Genomic DNA, 15,899 nt, shown 5'->3' with positions numbered 1-15,899 from the left:
TCAGGCCACCTTGAGGGAGACGCGCACCGCGTCCTGGCCGGGGACCCGTCGATCGGCCAGCGCCAGCGCGTCCTCGAACTGTTCGAGTGGGAAGGACGCTCCGTGGAGCACGCCGGTGGGCACCTTGCCCTCGTTGATCATCGTGCAGGCTCCGGCGAGGTCGAGGCCGCCGCCTGGCGCGATGGTCAGATGGCGCAGTGGGATCTGGCTGACGTCGAGCCCGTCGAGAAGCCGGTCCTTCATCCCGGCCGCGACGATCGTCGCGCCGGTCCGCGCGATCTGCATCGCGGTCTTCAGCGTCACCGGGTTGCCTGACGCGGCGTCGAGGACGACATCCGCCATGGCCCCGCCGGTGATTTCGGCGACGCGGGCGACCACGTCCTCGTTCTCCACGTCGATGGCGTGATCCGCGCCCACCCTGAGTGCGGTGTCGAGCCGGAGCCTGTCGCCGCTCAGCCCGGTCACGATGATCTTTCCGGCGCCGGCCGCGCGGGCGCCGACGATCGCGGCCAGCCCCATGTGACCAGGGCCCTCCACCACGAGGGTCTGACCCGGTTGCACCGCTCGGATCCAGGTGATCGCGTTGGTCAGGCATTCGTAGACCGTCAGCTCGGTCGCCGGCAGGTCGTCGCGAAGCTTGTGAACCTCGGACCCGGGCGCGAGCTCCATGTAGTCGGCGTAGCCGCCGAAGAGCCCGGAACCCTCGTCGAGGGGGAAGTCGAAGCCGTAGACCCTGCTACCGGCCGGTCCGAGAACCACCGAGCGAACCCCGACCCGGTCGCCTTCCCGGACGCCGAACCGTGCCTCCGCCTCCGGCGTGATCTCCTCGATCCGGCCGACGATCTCGTGACCGGGAACGGTGGGGAACACCCCACCGGACGGCACCGGCGCATGGCCCCGGAACTGGTCGACATCACTGTGGCAGATGCCGACGGCCTCGACCCGCAGCACCGCGAATCCGGGTCTTAACGCCGGCTTCGGGACCTCTCGAAGGTCCCAGGTCTCGTCACCCTTGAACACGATCGCACGTGGCACGTCGACGTCTCCTCGCGGCGAAGTGGGCTTCATACTTTCCTGTCAGTCGGCAGGCAAGTCAATGCTTGACGGTCCACGGACCGGTCCATAGGGTGACGGACTGTGACGGCGGCCAGCGGGGCGAGGCGGACTCAGGCGGAACGGCGTGCGGCCTCCGAGGCGGCGGTGCTGCGGGCCGCCGCCGAGCTGATCGCAGAGCGTGGGATCGAGCGTGCGTCGCTGCGCAGCATCGGCGCCCGCGCCGGCATCAGCCGGGCGATGCCCGCCTACCACTTCGGATCGAAAGACGTCCTGATCAGCCGGCTCGCCGAGCGGGCACACGAACGGACACTGGAGGCGACCGCGGAGGCGCTCCGACAGAAGCATCAGCGCATCGAGGGGCTCTCCAGGCTCGAGGTGCTGCGGGCGACCATCGAGACCTACCTCCAGGTCTTCACCACGGCGGACTCGCCGGAGGAGCGCGCGGTCGTCGTGCTGTGGGGTGCCACCTTTCCTGCCRAGGCGCCGCTACCCACCGTCATCGAGGTGGACCGGCAGACGCACAACCTGCTCGCCGAGACGATCCGCGGCGGCCAWCAGGAGGGATCGATCCGCCAGGACATCGACGCCGATGCCGCAGCCATCATGATCACAGGAATGGCCCGCGGTGCCGCCGCCCTCTCGCTCACCCAGTCCGGCGCGGCCGACATGACTCTGGTGCGAACCCTCTGTGGCGAGGCCATCTCGRCCGTGCTCGGCATCCGCGACGAAAGGTCCCCCCAGACGTCTCAGACCCCGAACCCGTCGACCGGCCAGACCGGGCGTGCAGCGCCCGAGGGCGCCGCGTAGAACCAGGGCGTCCTCATGACGTCCTTGTGTCGTGCCCGGCAAGGTTCGCGGCACTGGCATCGCGCGCACATGCCTCTCACACGTTCGGGCCGGACACTGACGGTGTCGATGTCGCCGAGGACGGGAGCGCGGGATGCCGGACCACAGGCGGGCTCGGGCGCGGAGCCGGGCGTCGCGGCGGGCGCGTCGCGCGGGTGTCGTCGCCCTGGCGATGACGGGCGTGGTGGCCGCGTCTGCCACGGCCGTGTCGGCCGGAGCGTCGCCGGGGTCGCCCGGGTTGGCGGTCGCGCCGGCGGCGGGCTCGGCGGAGGAGATCGCCGCGGACGGCTACGTGTACGGCTACAGCCCGGTGGCCATGGCCCGCACCCGGGCCGGCCACGTCTGCAAGGGCGGCACGAACAGCCTGCTCAACGTGCCTGTCCTGTCCACGCCGGCAAGCCGCAGTGTGGTGGCGCCGAACGTCGACACCCTCTACTCGGTCGCCTGGCTGGACCTGCGCGGCGGGCCGGTGCGACTGGCGTTGCCCGACACCGCCGACCGCTACGTCGTGTTCGAGATGCTGGACATCTACTCGAACGTCTTCGCCAACGTCGGCACCCGGCTCAACGGCTCGCAGCCCGGCGCCTACCTGATCACCCCGCCGGGATGGAGCGGGACGGTGCCGGCCGGCACCACCACGATCGCCGCACCGAGCTGGGACGTCTGGGCTCTCGGCCGGACCCTGGTGAACGGTGACGGCGACCTGCCCGCCGCACGTGCGGTGCAGCGCCAGTACACCGTGGCGGCGACCGGCCTCGGTGTGACCGGGCCGGTGCCGCCCGCGCTGCCGGCGGTCGACTGCGCGAACCCGCCCGACCCGCAGACCCCCGGCGACGCCGGTGCGGCGTTCTTCGACGAGCTGGCCGCGGTGCTCGCCGCCGACCCGCCGCCGGCCGCGGACGGCCCCGCGCTCGCCTCACTCGCGAGCATCGGGGTCGTCCCGGGCTCGACGCCGTCGACGGGTGACCCGGCGACGGTCGCGGCGCTGGCCGCGGGGGTCACGGCCGGGGAGACCGAGGTCCAGGCCGCCGCCGAGGACGTCCTCGTTCCATCCGGTACCTGGCTGGGGAGTTTCAACGGCGGCGTCTACGGCACCGACTATCTGCTGCGCTCGGCGGTCGCCGTGGTCGGTCTCGGGGCGAACGTGCCGCAGGAGGCGCTGTACTACTGGTCCGGCCCGGACGCCGACGGTGAGCCGCTGACCGGCGGGCACACCTACCGGATGCATATCGCCGCCGGCGAGCTGCCGCCGGTCGAGGCCGCCGGATTCTGGTCGGTGACGATGTACGACGAGGAAATGTTCCTGGTGCCGAATCCGCTGCGGCGGTACGCGCTGGGAGACCGCAGTGATCTCGCGGTGAACCCGGACGGCTCCATCGACCTCTACCTCTCGGCGACCGCACCGGAAGGGCACCTGAGTAACTGGCTGCCCGCGCCGGACGGACCGTTCAACCTGATGATCCGTGCGTACGTCCCGACAGAGTCCGCGCTGGCCAACCGCTGGCATCCGCCCGCCATCGAGAAGATCTCCTGACGCCGCCGCCTATGCGCATCACGGATTATGAAGTGAGCATCTTGATGCCGAAGTAGAGGCAGAAGGGGCCGGCGGTGAGGTAGACCGGAAGCAGGAAGATCGCCGACAGAACCGCGCCGAACCAGTCCGTCCTCGTCACCCAGGTCGGGTCGTGCGGTCGGTACACCACCCTGACCGTGGCGCCGATGCCGGGAAAGGACAGGTCAGGGTCTCGCAGCGTCGCGCTGCGGATCCGTTCTCCGGCCCGCGTCGTGTAGTCGACGATCGGGGTGTAGATCGGGCCGCCGTCGTCGACGCCGCGTTCGATCACCTCGACGTCGACGATCGTGGCGACGGCGACATTCCCGGCGAACCGCAGCCGGATCCGCTGGATGATCCGAAGCAGCGTGTAGAGGCCGACCAGGAGGAACAGCGCCCCGGCCCACACCATGCTGATGCTCGCCAACATCGCGATCGTCCCGACGTTCATCGGCGGACGCTCTCTCGACGCCCCCGTGCGCCGCGGCAGCTCACGTGCAGATCATCCAGGCCTGGCGCCGCCCTGACGAGGGGTCGGGTTTCCATGACCAGGCTCGCAGTGCACGACGGCGGACGCCGGGCCGAGCGCCGAGGGTTCTTCGCGGGCGATCGTCAGGGCCGCCGTAGGTCAGCCGGCGAGCATGACCTCGAGGGCAAGAGGGTCGGTCGAGTAGACGGAACCGGCACCCGCGGACGCGTCGTCCGGCCAGATCACCGTCCTTCCGGCGGCAACGCCGGTGATGATCCGCTCGGCGACGACCTCGGGGGCGGCCTTGTCGGCATCGACTCCGGCGAGCATGTCGGTGTCGATACCGCCGGGGTAGGCGCCGATGACCTCGATGCCGCGCCCACGCAGCTCCGCCCGCATCGACTGGGTGGCCGAGTGGGCGGCCGCCTTCGAGGCGCAGTAGCCCGCCATGCCTCCCACCGGCGCCAGGGCGATCAGGGTCAGCACATTGACGATCGCGCCGGGCGCGTTCGCCGTCAGCACCGGCACAAAAGCCCGGCTCACCCGCAGCAGGCCGACATAGTTCGTCGCCACGTCCCGCTGGAAAAGGTCGAGGTCGCCGTCGAGGGCGCCACCGAAACCGAGTACCCCGGCATTGTTGACCAGCATGGTCACATCCGTCGCCGTCTTCGCCGCGGCGTCGACACTGGACTGGTCGGTGACATCCAGGGCCAGTACGTTTACCCGGGGGTCGGTGCTCACGGTCGCCGCCACGCTGCGTGGATCCCGGGCTGTCGCATAGACCCTGCGTGCGCCGGCGTCGAGGAGACGCTCGACCAGACGGGCGCCGAGACCCCGGTTGGCGCCGGTCACCAGCGCGACGCTGCCTTCGATATTCATGGCCTGTCCTCCGTTCGGAAGCTCGATGGAACAACCGTATGAAGCACGCTGGCGACGGTCGATGATCTGGAATCTCGATTTTTTGTCCGACCATCTCAGCTGACCGGAGACCGTGCGATCACCGATCAGGGGAGGTCGATAGGCTGAGAATGTGGAACCGCTCGTCGAGGTACTGAATGTCGCCGGCGTGCGAGGCACCGTGGCCGCGACGGTTCACGCCGGCGACCCGTGGGGGCTGCGGCTTTTCCGGATCTCGGCAGCGGCCTTCCACGCCGTCACGGCCGGCACGGCGTGGCTGCGGATGCCTGGTCAGGCCGCCGTACGGCTCATGCCCGGCGACGTCGTGCTCCTGCCGAGAGGGTCCGAACACGGCCTGGCCGGTGATCCGGACGGTCCCCTGGAACCCTTCGACCACGCCGCTTCGAAACGGGCTCTCGCTGCGGGTGGGCGTCTCGACGTCGGGCCCCGTCCGGTCCGGACGACGATCCTGTGCGCCTCGTACCGCCACGATCCCGCCATCAGCACCCCCCTGTTCACCCTGCTGCCGGAGGTCGTCCACATGCCCGCCGGGAGCCCTGGGCTCGGGCTGCTCCCGGACACCGTCCGGCTGCTGTCCGCCGAACTCGCGGAACGCGGTGTCGCCGGCGCGACGGTGCTCGACCGCCTCGTCGATGTGCTCCTCATCCAGCTGCTGCGGGCCTGGCTCCGGACCGAGCCGACCACGCCGTCGGCGTCATGGCTGCGGGCGTTGAACGATCCGACGATCGCCGCGGTCCTCACCGCGATGCATTCCGATCCGGCCCGGACCTGGACCCTGACCTCGCTGGCCGACCACGTCGCCGTCTCCCGCGCGACGCTGGCCCGCCGGTTCCCCGCACTGGTGGGCGAAACCCCGGCCGCCTACCTCACCCGCTGGCGGATGGACCTCGCCGCCCGCCGACTGCGTGACACCGACGACCCGATCGACTCCATCGCCCGGGCTGTCGGCTACACCTCCGAATACGCCTTCTCCCGGGCGTTCTCCCGCGACCGTTCGCTGCCTCCCGGCCGGTACCGGGCCCGGAGCCGGGAGGGACCAGTCGGCGGGCCACCATCAGCACAGGTGGCGTCGGTCCCTCCCGCGTAGCAGCGGGCGGACGATACGCGGCCGCTGGCCGCCGAACGAGCCGGCTGGTCGGCCGTGAACGTGTCCCGGTCTCGCGGCGTGGTCCTGCCTACCGGCCGACCCCGTGTTCGCCGGGGGGCTCGAGGTCACCGGCCGCACCGGACTGTGGAGCGCCGGGCCTGACACGCAGGTAGACGCCGGCGTGGGCGGCGACGAAAGCACCTTCGGCGGCGCGGTCCGCGGCGGTCTCATCAGGCGGTTCAGCGGTTGTGAGCAGCCGGTAGTAGAGCGGAGCGGAGACGGCCCGGACGACCTCGCGAGCGTCGGTGCCCGCCGGTATCTCACCGCGCTCGACGGCGTCGTCCACGCATCCCGCCCACTCCGCCACACGAATCTCGTAGAACCGGCGCAGCGCCCGCGCGGTCGAGTCGTCGGTGGCGGCGGCCGCGAGAATCGCCCGGAACAACGGGCCCTGCCGCGGGTCGACGAGGGTGCGCTGGACGAGCCGGGCATTCTCCTTCAGGTCGCCGAGCAGGGACCCTGTCCGGCTGCGCGCCAGGGACTGCTCGGCCATGTCCACGAGCAGGTCGGCGACCAGGGCACCCGCCGACCCCCAGCGCCGGTAGACGGTGGTCCTGCCCACCTGGGCACGGCTGGCCACGTCGGCGAGATCCAGGCCGGCGAAGCCGTGTTCGGCGAGTGCATCGCCAGCGGCCCGCAGGACCGAGGCGCGTACCCGCGCGGTGCGTCCGCCGGGCCGGATGCTGCCCGGCAGCACGCCGCAGCCGTCGCCGTCACGGTCCCCGTCGCCAGGGCCGTCCCCGTCCTTCATCCACACCGCCCGATCCGCCACTAAGGGGATGGAAGTTCCGTTAACACGCCCTCGACTGGTACGCTGGCGCAGTCCTAATGGTACTGGCGATCCGTTAAAGATATGGCTCAGCGATGAGCCGGGGCTGGCGGGCGGTCCGACGGGCGGCGACGCCGGTGGGTGGTGAGGACCCGGCTTCCCTGCTCCCGCAGCGGGGGATGTGGCGGTCCACATCTCGTGGAGAGGGCGACGGAGATGGAGTTCAGACGGCTGGGCGCTTCAGGGCTCACGGTCCCCGCGCTGAGTTTCGGCGGCGGCACCTTTGGCGGCAGGGGCCCGCTGTTCGGGGCCTGGGGGGACACCGACGCCCGCGAGGCGCGCCGCCTCGTCGACATCTGCCTCGAGGCGGGCGTCACGATGTTCGACACCGCCGACGTCTACTCGGACGGCGAGTCGGAAAAGATCCTTGGTGAGGCGGTCCGCGGTAGGCGGGAGAAGGTGATCGTCTCTACGAAGACCGGCCTGCCGCTCGGTGACGGGCCGAACGATGCCGGTACGTCGCGGGCGCGGCTGATCGCGGCCTGTGAGGCCGCGTTGCGGCGGCTCGGTACCGACCACATCGACCTCTTCCAGCTCCACGCCTTCGACGCGAACACGCCGGTCGAGGAGGTGCTGTCGGCCCTCGACGATCTGGTGCGCGCGGGCAAGACGAGATATGTCGGGGTCTCGAACTTCGCGGGCTGGCAGCTCATGAAATCGCTGGCGGTCGCCGGCCAGCACGGGTGGCCGCGCTACATCGCCCACCAGGTCTACTACTCCCTGATCGGTCGTGACTACGAGTGGGAGCTGATGCCGCTGGGGCTGGACCAGGGAGTCGGCGCGATCGTGTGGAGCCCGCTCGGGTGGGGCCGGCTCACCGGCCGGGTGCGCCGCGGTCAGCCGCTGCCGCCGGAAAGCCGCCTGCACCAGACCGCCCCCTACGCTCCGCCGGTGTCCGAGGAGGACCTCTACGACGTCGTCGACGTCCTCACCGAGATCTCCGAGGAGACCGGCCGGGCGATTCCGCAGATAGCCGTCAACTGGCTGCTCACCCGGCCGACCGTCGCATCCGTCATCATCGGCGCGCGGAACGAGGCACAGCTGCGGCAGAACCTGGGCGCCGTCGGGTGGGCCCTGGCCCCGGAGCACCTGGAGAAACTGGAGGCAGTCACCGCGCGAACCGCCCCCTACCCCTATTTCCCCTACCACCGTCAGGCTGGCTTCGCGCGCCTGAACCCGCCCATCGTCGGTACCGCGCCGTAGACCGTAATGATCCCATGGCCGGCCGGTGTGGTGTTTGGTCTGGTGGCGGAGGGTGCGGTGCGGTTGCTATTCGTGCTGCGTCTATCTGGAAGTGGGATCTGTCAGCCGACGATTTCCCGTAGTCGGCGGGCGTTGTGGACGGCGTTTCCGCCGCCGTCGTTGTTGAAGTAGACGTAGGTCTCGTGGCCGCTGTCCAGCCATTCACCCACCCGGTCCGCCCACCAGCGCAGGTCATTGTCGCCGTACGAGCCGCCGTAAAGATACCGGTGGTCGGGCCCGTGCAGGCGGACGTAGACGAAGGGAGCGGTCGCCCGGAGAACGCAGGGCAGGTCGGCCCCGCTCATCACGCAGTATGCGGTCTGATGGCGCTCCAGGATCTGGAACACTGCCTCGTCATGCCAGCTCGGGTGCCGGAACTCGACGGCCACCCGCATCCACCACGGGAGCCGGCCGAGGAAGTACTCCAGGCGTGCGTCGTCGCGGGTGTGGTCGGGTGCCAGCTGGACCAGGAGGACGGCGCGTCGATCAGCCAGTTCGTGCCAGCCGGCGGCCGTTCGTTCGACCCAGATCTCCGGTTCACGCAGTCGTTTCCCGTGGGTGAGCCCGCGGGCTGCCTTGGCGGAGAGCTGGAACCCTTCGGGTAGGCGTGAGCGCAGCCGCTGGAAGGCGGTGTTCGACGGCCAGCGGTAGAAACTGGCGTTCAGCTCGACGGTCTCGAAGGCCTGGGCGTAGATCTCCAGCCATCGCTGTTTCGGTGTGCCTGGCGGGTACAGCACACCGGTCCAGTGGCCGTAGCTCCAGCCCGAGGTCCCGATGTGTGCCTGCGCACCCACGCCGACGGCCGTCCCTTCTCCAGGCTCCCGAGCCGCCAGCGGCTGTCAGCCGCTGTCAGCGTCTCGCGGGGGCTGTCAGTGGCCAGGACCCGGTCGGCTGCCGGCGGGGCGGTCGCGCCAGCTCGTGCGTGCCGCTACGGCGAGGCCGCCGCGCGCGTGCCAGCACGGCACGGTCGCGCGGTCAGGGCCGCGGCAGGCGTACCAGGCCGAGGTAGAAGTCGTCGATGATGTGGACGGTGTCGAGGAAGGCGTCGAGGTCCGTCGGTTTGCAGACGTAGGCGTTGGCGTGGAGCTCGTAGCTGCCGGCGACGTCGTCAGGTGCGTCCGAGGTCGTCAGGATGACGACGGGAATGGTCCGCAGCGAGCTGTCGGCCTTGATCGCGGCCAGCGTCTCGCGGCCGTCCATCCGTGGCATGTTCAGATCAAGAATGATCAGGTCGGGCCGGCGCCTGGCCGGGTCCCGAAGGTATTCCAACGCCTCCACCCCGTCGCCGACGATGTGCAGGAGCTGGCCGAGCCCGCGGGACAGAAAAGCCTCCTCGACGAGCAGGGCATCACCGGCATCGTCCTCGGCGAGAAGGATGTCGTAGGGGCGGCTCGGCGCGGCAGCGGTCATAAGCATGGTCTCCATCGGCCCCGTGCTCGGGTGGTGTCAGGGGCGCCGCGTCATCATCGCATGTCCGCGAAGCCCTCACGATGATCACAATGAGGGGCGGGCGGTCGATCCTGCCTGCACGATTTACCGTAAGGAGTGCGCGGGATCATGACGTGCGGCTGTCGGTGCCGTAGTTTGCGATGGCTCACAGTCGCGCTGCTCCGTCCCCGGGCACCCGAGGCCGGCGACGGCGTTTCGGCGCGGGTGGGTCCGCACCACCCGGTCGGTGGGCTGGTGCGGGCGGCCGGTGGAAAGTAGGGAACGTGGCATCGCGTGAGGCTGTCTCCGACGAGCTCGACCGCCCGGCGAGCGGGGCAACCGCGGCCTCGCCGAAGCCGGGACTCGAGCCGGAGCCCGGACTGGCCACTCGGCGGAGGCCCACCGGGTGGACGACCAGCCGGTGGTTGACCGTCGGGGTGGGAGGCACCCTGGCGGTGCTCGTCGTGCTCGGTCTGACCGGTGCCTGGCTGTTGGCCCACGGGACGACGGTGAACCAGCGGCTGGTCGACCGGAGCGCCCCTGCCCTGATCGCCGCGGTGCGGCTGGACGCCTCGCTGGTGAACCAGGAGACGGGGGTGCGTGGCTACGGGATGACCGGCCACGCGGACTTCCTCGAGCCCTATCGCCTCGGGGTCGCGGAGCAGGACCGTGCCGTGCGCGAGCTGCGCCAGCTGCTGACCGCGGCCGACGAGCGCACCGTCGCCCTCGACGCGCTGCTGACCCGGGCGGACAGCTGGCACGAGAGGTACGCGGACCCGATCGTGGCCGCGCCGTCCGGCCGACCCGTGCCGCTCGCCACAGCGCAGGCGGAAGCCGGCAAGGCAGCCTTCGACGCGCTACGCGCCGCGAGCATCACCCTGAACGGGCAGTTGACCGAGGCCCGTGCGCAGGCGCGTGCCGACCTGGTCGCTGTCCGCACCCTGCGGAACTGGACCTTCACCGCGATCGCGGCCGTGATCCTCGTCGTGGCCGTGCTGGCGTTCGTGGGGCTGCGCCGGGCCGTGTCCGGGCCGCTGGCCCGGCTTGCCGGCGATGCCGAGCGGGTCACCGCCGGCAGCTTCGATCATCCGATCCGCTCCGGTGGCCCTGCGGACATCCAGACCGTTGCCTGGGCTGTTGATCTGATGCGAAGCCGGCTCGCCGAGGCTTACACGACGTCCGAACAGGCCCGCCTGAAAGTTGATCGCCAGGCTGACGAGCTGCGTCGTTCCAATACCGACCTCGAGCAGTTCGCCTACGTCGCCTCCCACGACCTGCAGGAACCGCTTCGTAAGGTGACGAGTTTCTGCCAGCTGCTGCAACGCCGCTACGCCGGCCAGCTCGACGAGCGGGGCGACCAGTACATCGGCTTCATCGTCGACGGCGCGACGCGCATGCAGCGACTCATCCAGGATCTGCTCGCGTTCTCCCGTGCGGGCCGCGCGGATCAGCCCGCCGAGACCGTGGAACTCGAGCAGGTCTACGACCGTGCCACCGACAGCCTCGCGCTGACCGTTCAGGAGGCGGGCGCAGAGCTTTCCCACGACGTGCTCCCGGCCGTCATCGGGCATCCCTCGCACCTGGAGATGCTGCTGACGAACCTGCTCGGCAATGCCGTCAAGTTCCGCCGCCCTGATCGAGCCCCGGTCATTCATGTCGGTGCCGTGCGGGACGGCGACCAGTGGCAGATCAGCGTGACGGACAACGGCATCGGTATCGATCCTCAGTACAGCGACCGTGTCTTTGTCATCTTCCAACGGCTCCACGCCCGCGACGAGTTTCCCGGCACCGGCATCGGCCTCGCGCTGTGCAAGAAGATCATCGAATACCACGGCGGACGAATCTGGCTCGACACCGAGTACTCCGGCGGCACCCGGGTGGTCTTCACCCTGAACGCGGCCGGCCCGGCCAGCGGCTCGGCGGCGGCAGCCGGCCCGGCGGCGGCAGCCGGCCCGGCGGCGGCAGCCGGCACAGCCTCGGCCGTCTGACCGGAAGGACCGGGCCCTGGGGGTTCAGGTGCCGGCGGGCGGCCGTTCCGGCGCGCCGCTCGCGCCGTTCCCACCATCCGTGCCACTCGACCCACCGGTGCCGCCAGGCCCGTCGAAGCCCTCCGGGCGTTGCAGCCTGACCCGTCATGGTGCGTCAAGACCCGACCGGGGAACGAACATCATCCAGCGTGGATCTGACGGGCGTCGTCGGTGTTTCCCGGGTGGGCGTCACGGCTGCCTCCGTCCCGGACGCGAGTGCGGCTCACCCGGTCCGAACAATGTCATCCGGTCTGAATAGCACGGATCACCTGCTTCCCGGGGGAGGGCCGAAAGCGCATGGGATGCCGCTGCTTCGGCCAAGCACGTAGGTGGTCGGCGGAACCGCCCGCACCCGGACTGTGGCAGGGSTGTCTGCCAGCGCCGCCGTGTCCACAGACCGACAGATGGCTCCCGGAGGCCGCACAGTGTGGAAATGCTCGTTCCGGCGACGGCACGCCGCACGCCGGATCAGCCGGGCCGGTCAGGACGCAGGGGCAGGGCACAGGGGACAGGGGACGGGGATGGTTCGGCAGTCGGGTGGGATGCGGGCAGCCGCGTCGGTGATCGGGTCGGACGCGGCGGCGCTCGCCGTGGCGCGGAGCTACGCCGAGTCGATCGCCGACAGCGTGATCGAGCGGGACAGGTCCGGTGCCGTGCCGGCGGCGGTCCTGGCCGCTCTGGACGGCAGCGGCCTGCTGGGGATCACCGTGCCGGCGGAGCACGGCGGGCCGGACGTCTCACCGGTCACCCTGGCCGAGGTCGTCCGCACCATCGCCGCGGTCGACCCGGCCATCGCCCAGACACCGCAGGCCCACTACCTGTTCGTGGACGTCCTCGCCGTGTGGGGGAGTGACGCGCAGCGGCAGCGGCTGTTCTCCGACGTCCTCACCGGCGCCCGGATCGGCAACGCGCTGGCGGAGCGCGGCGGCCGGCACGCGCAGGACCTGCGCACCCGGCTGCGCGCTGACGGCGCGGGACTGCGCCTCGACGGGACGAAGTACTACTGCACCGGGTCGATCACCGCCCGGTGGATCGCGGTCAGCGCGCTGGACGAATCGGATCGTCTCGTCGTCGCGTTCGTCGAGCGGGACGCCCCCGGCGTCGAGGTGGACACCGACTGGGACGTTATGGGGCAGCGTGCCACGGTGAGCGGCACGACGACGCTGCGGGCCGTCCCCGTCGACCCTGCGCTCGTCGTGCCCTATCACCGCGCCTTCGAGGTCCCGCAGCAGCTGGGCGCCCGGGCCCAGCTGGTGCATGCCGCCATCCAGGTGGGCATTGCCGGTGGCGCGCTGCGCGACGCGACGGAGTTCGTGCGCACCCGCGCACGGCCGTTCTTCGAGGCGGCGCGCGGCGGGTGGGCCGACTCGGCCGGCCAGGACCCGCACACCATCCTGCGCCACGGCCGGCTCGTCACCCGGGTCCGCGCCGCCGAACAGCTCCTGCGCTGGGCCGCGGGCGAACTCCAGGACGTCGGGAGGCGCCCGGCGGACGCCGACCAGGCCGCCCGCGGCTCCCTCGCCGTGGCCCAGGCGAAGGCGTTCGCCTGCGACATCGCCACCGAGGTGGCCAGTGACCTGTTCGCCCTCACCGGCGCCAGCGCCACCGACGAACGCCACGATCTCAGCCGGCACTGGCGTAACGCCCGTACCCACGCGAGCCACGACCCCGCCGACTGGAAATACCATCACATCGGCAATCACGTGCTCAACGGCGTGCTCCCACCCAACCACGGTCAGCTCTGAGCGGACCCGGTCCTGCGGACGGCTGAACAGCCCCGGCCACCCAACGGCGCGGCCAGGCTCTCCGGCGCGGCCGCCGGCCCGGCCAGCGGCTCGGCGTTGGCCCCACCGACCGGCAACCGGGGAGACCGTGCCTCACCTTCGGGCCCGCATCATCGACGGCATCGACCGGCTCGAGCAGATCGCGCGTGCCGTTCCCGGACCGTCCATCTGGAACGCCCGGCAGGTCGCGGGTATGACGGGGGTCGCGCTCCCGACCGCCGAGCACGTCGCCCGGTGGAACCCGGCTACCGTGCTCGCGTTCTGCGCCGGCCTGCGGGAGATCACCGAGCTGCACGGCTACCGGCATGACTGCGAGGGCGACAACGGGCCCTGGAGCGTCCCTGACGGCCAGGTCTGCGCCACCCTGCGCGCCACCGCGCGGATGCTCGGCCTCGACCCGGACCAGCACTGAGGCCGTCCGGAAACCGACCCGGTCCGATGCTGCCGGCGCCCGATGCCGGCCCGCGTCCGGTGGCGGGTGCGGGGGAAAAGCAGTGGCAGCTGTCGGCCGATGAGAAGATCCTGCGGGGATGGTCAGCGAGCGGGCGATGACGGTGCCTCCTGAGGAGCTTCTGCCGGGCACCCGCCGGGCGCTGCTGCACCGGCTGGCCGTCGGGCAGGCGGCGGGGCGCACGCCTTCGCTGGTCGGCGCGGTCGCGCGGGGCGGCGAGCTGGTCTGGGCTGACGGCAGGAGCATGATCGACGGGCACAGCCCCGACGCCGACGTCCAGTACCGAATCGGTTCGATCACCAAGACCTTCGTCGCGGTGCAGGTCATGCGCCTGCGTGACGAGGGTGCGCTGGACCTGGCCGACCCGCTGGAGCGTCACCTGCCCGCCACCGCCACCGCCACCGTCCCGGCCACGGCCGGAGCCGAGGCCGGGACGGGTGCCGGGGTCGGGGTCGGGTCGCTCACGATCGCCCAGCTGCTCGGCCACACCTCGGGTCTCGCGTCCGAGCCGCCCGGGCCCTGGTGGGAACGCACCCCCGGCACGCTGCGGCCACAGCTCGGTGACGTGCTCGGCGCGCCGGCGGTGCGCCATCCGGCGGGCCGCCGGTTCCACTACTCCAACCCTGGCTTCGCGCTGCTCGGCGCACTGGTGAGCCGGCTGCGCGGGCAGCCATGGGGTGAGGTGCTGCACCAGGAGGTGCTGGCGCCGCTCGGCCTCACCCGGACCACGCTGACCCCGCAGCCCCCGCACGCCGGGGGCTTCGCCGTCCACCCGTGGGCGGATGTGATGCTGCCCGAGCCGTTGGAGGACACCGGCGTGATGGCGCCGGCGGGCCAGCTCTGGTCGACCGCCGCCGACCTCTCCCGTTGGGCCGCGTTCCTGGCCCGCGGCGCCGACGACGTCCTGAGCGCCGACACCCTCGCCGAGATGCGCCAGCCCTCGTCCGGACCGGACGAGGCGGACGACTGGACCACCGGTTACGGGCTCGGCCTGCACCTGCGACGCCAGGACGGCCAGGTTCTGTACGGCCACGACGGCTCCATGCCGGGCTTCCTGGCCAGCCTGCTGGTGAGCCCGCGGGACGACCTCGCCGCCGTCGTCCTGGCGAACGCGACTGCCGGCCCGGAGGTCGCGCTGATCGCCGCGGATCTGATCCGGATCGTCGCCGAGCACGAACCGCGGATCCCGGAGCCCTGGCGACCACTCGCGGCGGCTGATCCCGAGCTTCTCGCGCTCACCGGCCTGTGGCACTGGGGGCCGGCGCCACACCTGCTGCACCTGCGCGCTGACCGTGGACTCGAGCTCGTACCCCAGGGCGGGACTGGCCGCGGCGCCCGCTTCCGCGCCGAACCGGACGGCACCTGGACCGGGCTGGACGACTACTACGCGGGCGAGACGCTGCGCGTCGTCCGGACGCCGGACGGCACCGCCTCCCAGCTGGACATCGGCACCTTCGTCTTCACCCGCGCGCCCTACGACCCAGCCTCGGACACCCCCGGCGGGGTGGACCCGGGCGGCTGGCAGACGTACTGACGCGCGGGTTCGACGCCTCCGAGGTGTCAGGCGCGGCGACGGATCAGCGATCCGATGCCTCCGCCGAAAAGACCGACCGCACCGAGCAGGATCCCGAAGACACCGAATGTGGTCGGCGTGTCCCAGGAAATGGCGGTGGTGAAAGCAAGAAGAACTCCGATCACGATAAGCGTGATCGCGGCAAGGGCACCAACTACACCCAGATCATTCATGTCGACGATCTACCCCGCAAACGCGGGTCATAACAGCCGGAATCCGAGTCGGGACGGCTGGCCTCGCCCGCCGGCAGCCGCGCTGCCGCGCCACGCACCGCTGTGCGGCCCGCGCGGGTGACGGTGCCGAGGCCGGGTATAGCCGCACAGCGTCCGCATCCCCGTGGGCACCGACAGAGGAGTTTCCGATGAGCATGGTCGACAAGGCGAGGAATGCCCTGCAGCGCTTCACGGGGCGCAGCAGGCGAACTGCGGGCCGGGTCAGCGGCGACCGGGAGATGGAAGCCCGGGGCGCCGCGGAGAAAATCGGCGGAGACCTGAAGCAGGCGGGCGAGAACCTCAAGAACACCAGGCGCTGACCAGAACGACGAAGCTTCGCCGAAGGGGCGGCGGCTGCCGGCAGT

16 protein-coding genes are annotated in these 15,899 nt (G+C 71.2%); 9 read left to right on the top strand and 7 right to left on the bottom strand.

Going from position 1 to position 15,899, the window contains the following annotated elements; genetic code table 11:
• A complete protein-coding gene (locus CC117_RS15650; RefSeq protein WP_071084796.1) occupies positions 1-1,035 on the bottom strand; it encodes a zinc-dependent alcohol dehydrogenase in 1,035 nt (344 codons plus the stop codon).
• Positions 1,036-1,137: 102 nt separating this feature from the next.
• Between CC117_RS15650 and CC117_RS15645 the strand changes: the two genes are divergently transcribed.
• Positions 1,138-1,863 (top strand): TetR/AcrR family transcriptional regulator, encoded by a 726-nt coding sequence (locus tag CC117_RS15645; RefSeq protein ID WP_084132187.1) that lies wholly within the window; start codon positions 1,138-1,140, stop codon positions 1,861-1,863.
• A gap of 133 nt (positions 1,864-1,996) precedes the next feature.
• A complete protein-coding gene (locus tag CC117_RS15640) occupies positions 1,997-3,436 on the top strand; it encodes a DUF1254 domain-containing protein (RefSeq protein WP_241830134.1) in 1,440 nt (479 codons plus the stop codon).
• A gap of 25 nt (positions 3,437-3,461) precedes the next feature.
• On the opposite strand, the gene CC117_RS15635 is transcribed toward CC117_RS15640, so the two are convergent.
• Complete coding sequence (locus tag CC117_RS15635; RefSeq protein WP_071084794.1) at positions 3,462-3,905, bottom strand: DUF3592 domain-containing protein; 444 nt, start codon at positions 3,903-3,905, stop codon at positions 3,462-3,464.
• A gap of 177 nt (positions 3,906-4,082) precedes the next feature.
• Complete coding sequence (locus CC117_RS15630) at positions 4,083-4,802, bottom strand: SDR family NAD(P)-dependent oxidoreductase (RefSeq protein WP_071084793.1); 720 nt, start codon at positions 4,800-4,802, stop codon at positions 4,083-4,085.
• Positions 4,803-4,953: 151 nt separating this feature from the next.
• On the opposite strand from CC117_RS15630, the gene CC117_RS15625 reads away from it, so the two are divergent.
• On the top strand, positions 4,954-5,928 hold the full coding sequence (locus tag CC117_RS15625; RefSeq protein ID WP_071084791.1) for an AraC family transcriptional regulator: 975 nt from the start codon (positions 4,954-4,956) through the stop codon (positions 5,926-5,928).
• Positions 5,929-6,016: 88 nt separating this feature from the next.
• Here the strand turns inward: CC117_RS15625 and CC117_RS15620 are convergent, their stop codons facing one another.
• Entirely contained in the window at positions 6,017-6,739 is a 723-nt protein-coding gene (locus tag CC117_RS15620; RefSeq protein ID WP_071084868.1) for a TetR/AcrR family transcriptional regulator, read from the bottom strand.
• A 234-nt stretch (positions 6,740-6,973) separates the two neighbouring features.
• On the opposite strand from CC117_RS15620, the gene CC117_RS15615 reads away from it, so the two are divergent.
• Positions 6,974-8,020 carry an aldo/keto reductase gene (locus tag CC117_RS15615; protein WP_071084789.1) on the top strand — a complete coding sequence of 349 codons (1,047 nt, stop codon included), beginning with the start codon at positions 6,974-6,976 and terminating at the stop codon, positions 8,018-8,020.
• Between the two features lie 101 nt (positions 8,021-8,121).
• Here CC117_RS15615 and CC117_RS15610 read toward each other — a convergent pair whose 3' ends face one another.
• Both CC117_RS15610 and CC117_RS15605 read right to left on the bottom strand, forming a co-directional pair.
• On the bottom strand, positions 8,122-8,853 hold the full coding sequence (locus tag CC117_RS15610) for a DUF72 domain-containing protein (protein WP_071084788.1): 732 nt from the start codon (positions 8,851-8,853) through the stop codon (positions 8,122-8,124).
• Positions 8,854-9,034: 181 nt separating this feature from the next.
• The gene (locus CC117_RS15605; RefSeq protein WP_071084786.1) at positions 9,035-9,469 is read right to left on the bottom strand and encodes a response regulator; all 435 of its coding nucleotides are present in this window, start codon (positions 9,467-9,469) and stop codon (positions 9,035-9,037) included.
• A gap of 455 nt (positions 9,470-9,924) precedes the next feature.
• On the opposite strand from CC117_RS15605, the gene CC117_RS15600 reads away from it, so the two are divergent.
• The 4 genes from CC117_RS15600 (at position 9,925) to CC117_RS15585 (ending at position 15,283) form a co-directional block, all read left to right on the top strand.
• Positions 9,925-11,475, top strand: coding sequence for a sensor histidine kinase (locus CC117_RS15600; RefSeq protein ID WP_071084866.1), 1,551 nt, complete (start codon positions 9,925-9,927; stop codon positions 11,473-11,475).
• Positions 11,476-12,035: 560 nt separating this feature from the next.
• Positions 12,036-13,259 carry an SfnB family sulfur acquisition oxidoreductase gene (locus CC117_RS15595; protein ID WP_071084784.1) on the top strand — a complete coding sequence of 408 codons (1,224 nt, stop codon included), beginning with the start codon at positions 12,036-12,038 and terminating at the stop codon, positions 13,257-13,259.
• Positions 13,260-13,386: 127 nt separating this feature from the next.
• Positions 13,387-13,710 (top strand): DUF6221 family protein, encoded by a 324-nt coding sequence (locus CC117_RS15590; protein ID WP_071084782.1) that lies wholly within the window; start codon positions 13,387-13,389, stop codon positions 13,708-13,710.
• A 136-nt stretch (positions 13,711-13,846) separates the two neighbouring features.
• Positions 13,847-15,283, top strand: coding sequence for a serine hydrolase domain-containing protein (locus tag CC117_RS15585; RefSeq protein ID WP_071084864.1), 1,437 nt, complete (start codon positions 13,847-13,849; stop codon positions 15,281-15,283).
• 26 nt (positions 15,284-15,309) lie between these two features.
• Here CC117_RS15585 and CC117_RS15580 read toward each other — a convergent pair whose 3' ends face one another.
• Positions 15,310-15,495: a magnesium transporter accessory protein gene (locus CC117_RS15580; RefSeq protein ID WP_071084780.1), complete on the bottom strand. Its 186-nt coding sequence runs from the start codon at positions 15,493-15,495 to the stop codon at positions 15,310-15,312.
• A 188-nt stretch (positions 15,496-15,683) separates the two neighbouring features.
• On the opposite strand from CC117_RS15580, the gene CC117_RS15575 reads away from it, so the two are divergent.
• Entirely contained in the window at positions 15,684-15,854 is a 171-nt protein-coding gene (locus CC117_RS15575) for a CsbD family protein (protein ID WP_071084778.1), read from the top strand.
• Positions 15,855-15,899 lie beyond the last annotated feature (45 nt).

It is taken from the genome of Parafrankia colletiae (assembly GCF_001854655.1).
Lineage (GTDB): Bacteria > Actinomycetota > Actinomycetes > Frankiales > Frankiaceae > Parafrankia > Parafrankia colletiae.
Note: the sequence above shows the minus strand (reverse complement) of the source record. Positions and strands in the feature narration are given on the sequence as shown.

Excerpts from the sequence above, each read along its gene's own strand:
- CC117_RS15640 (WP_241830134.1), top strand. The coding sequence starts at position 1,997 with ATGCCGGACCACAGGCGGGCTCGGGCGCGGAGCCGGGCGTCGCGGCGG.
- CC117_RS15635 (WP_071084794.1), bottom strand. The coding sequence starts at position 3,905 with ATGAACGTCGGGACGATCGCGATGTTGGCGAGCATCAGCATGGTGTGG.
- CC117_RS15630 (WP_071084793.1), bottom strand. The coding sequence starts at position 4,802 with ATGAATATCGAAGGCAGCGTCGCGCTGGTGACCGGCGCCAACCGGGGT.
- CC117_RS15620 (WP_071084868.1), bottom strand. The coding sequence starts at position 6,739 with ATGAAGGACGGGGACGGCCCTGGCGACGGGGACCGTGACGGCGACGGC.
- CC117_RS15615 (WP_071084789.1), top strand. The coding sequence starts at position 6,974 with ATGGAGTTCAGACGGCTGGGCGCTTCAGGGCTCACGGTCCCCGCGCTG.
- CC117_RS15605 (WP_071084786.1), bottom strand. The coding sequence starts at position 9,469 with ATGACCGCTGCCGCGCCGAGCCGCCCCTACGACATCCTTCTCGCCGAG.
- CC117_RS15595 (WP_071084784.1), top strand. The coding sequence starts at position 12,036 with ATGGTTCGGCAGTCGGGTGGGATGCGGGCAGCCGCGTCGGTGATCGGG.
- CC117_RS15585 (WP_071084864.1), top strand. The coding sequence starts at position 13,847 with ATGACGGTGCCTCCTGAGGAGCTTCTGCCGGGCACCCGCCGGGCGCTG.
- CC117_RS15580 (WP_071084780.1), bottom strand. The coding sequence starts at position 15,495 with ATGAATGATCTGGGTGTAGTTGGTGCCCTTGCCGCGATCACGCTTATC.
- CC117_RS15575 (WP_071084778.1), top strand. The coding sequence starts at position 15,684 with ATGAGCATGGTCGACAAGGCGAGGAATGCCCTGCAGCGCTTCACGGGG.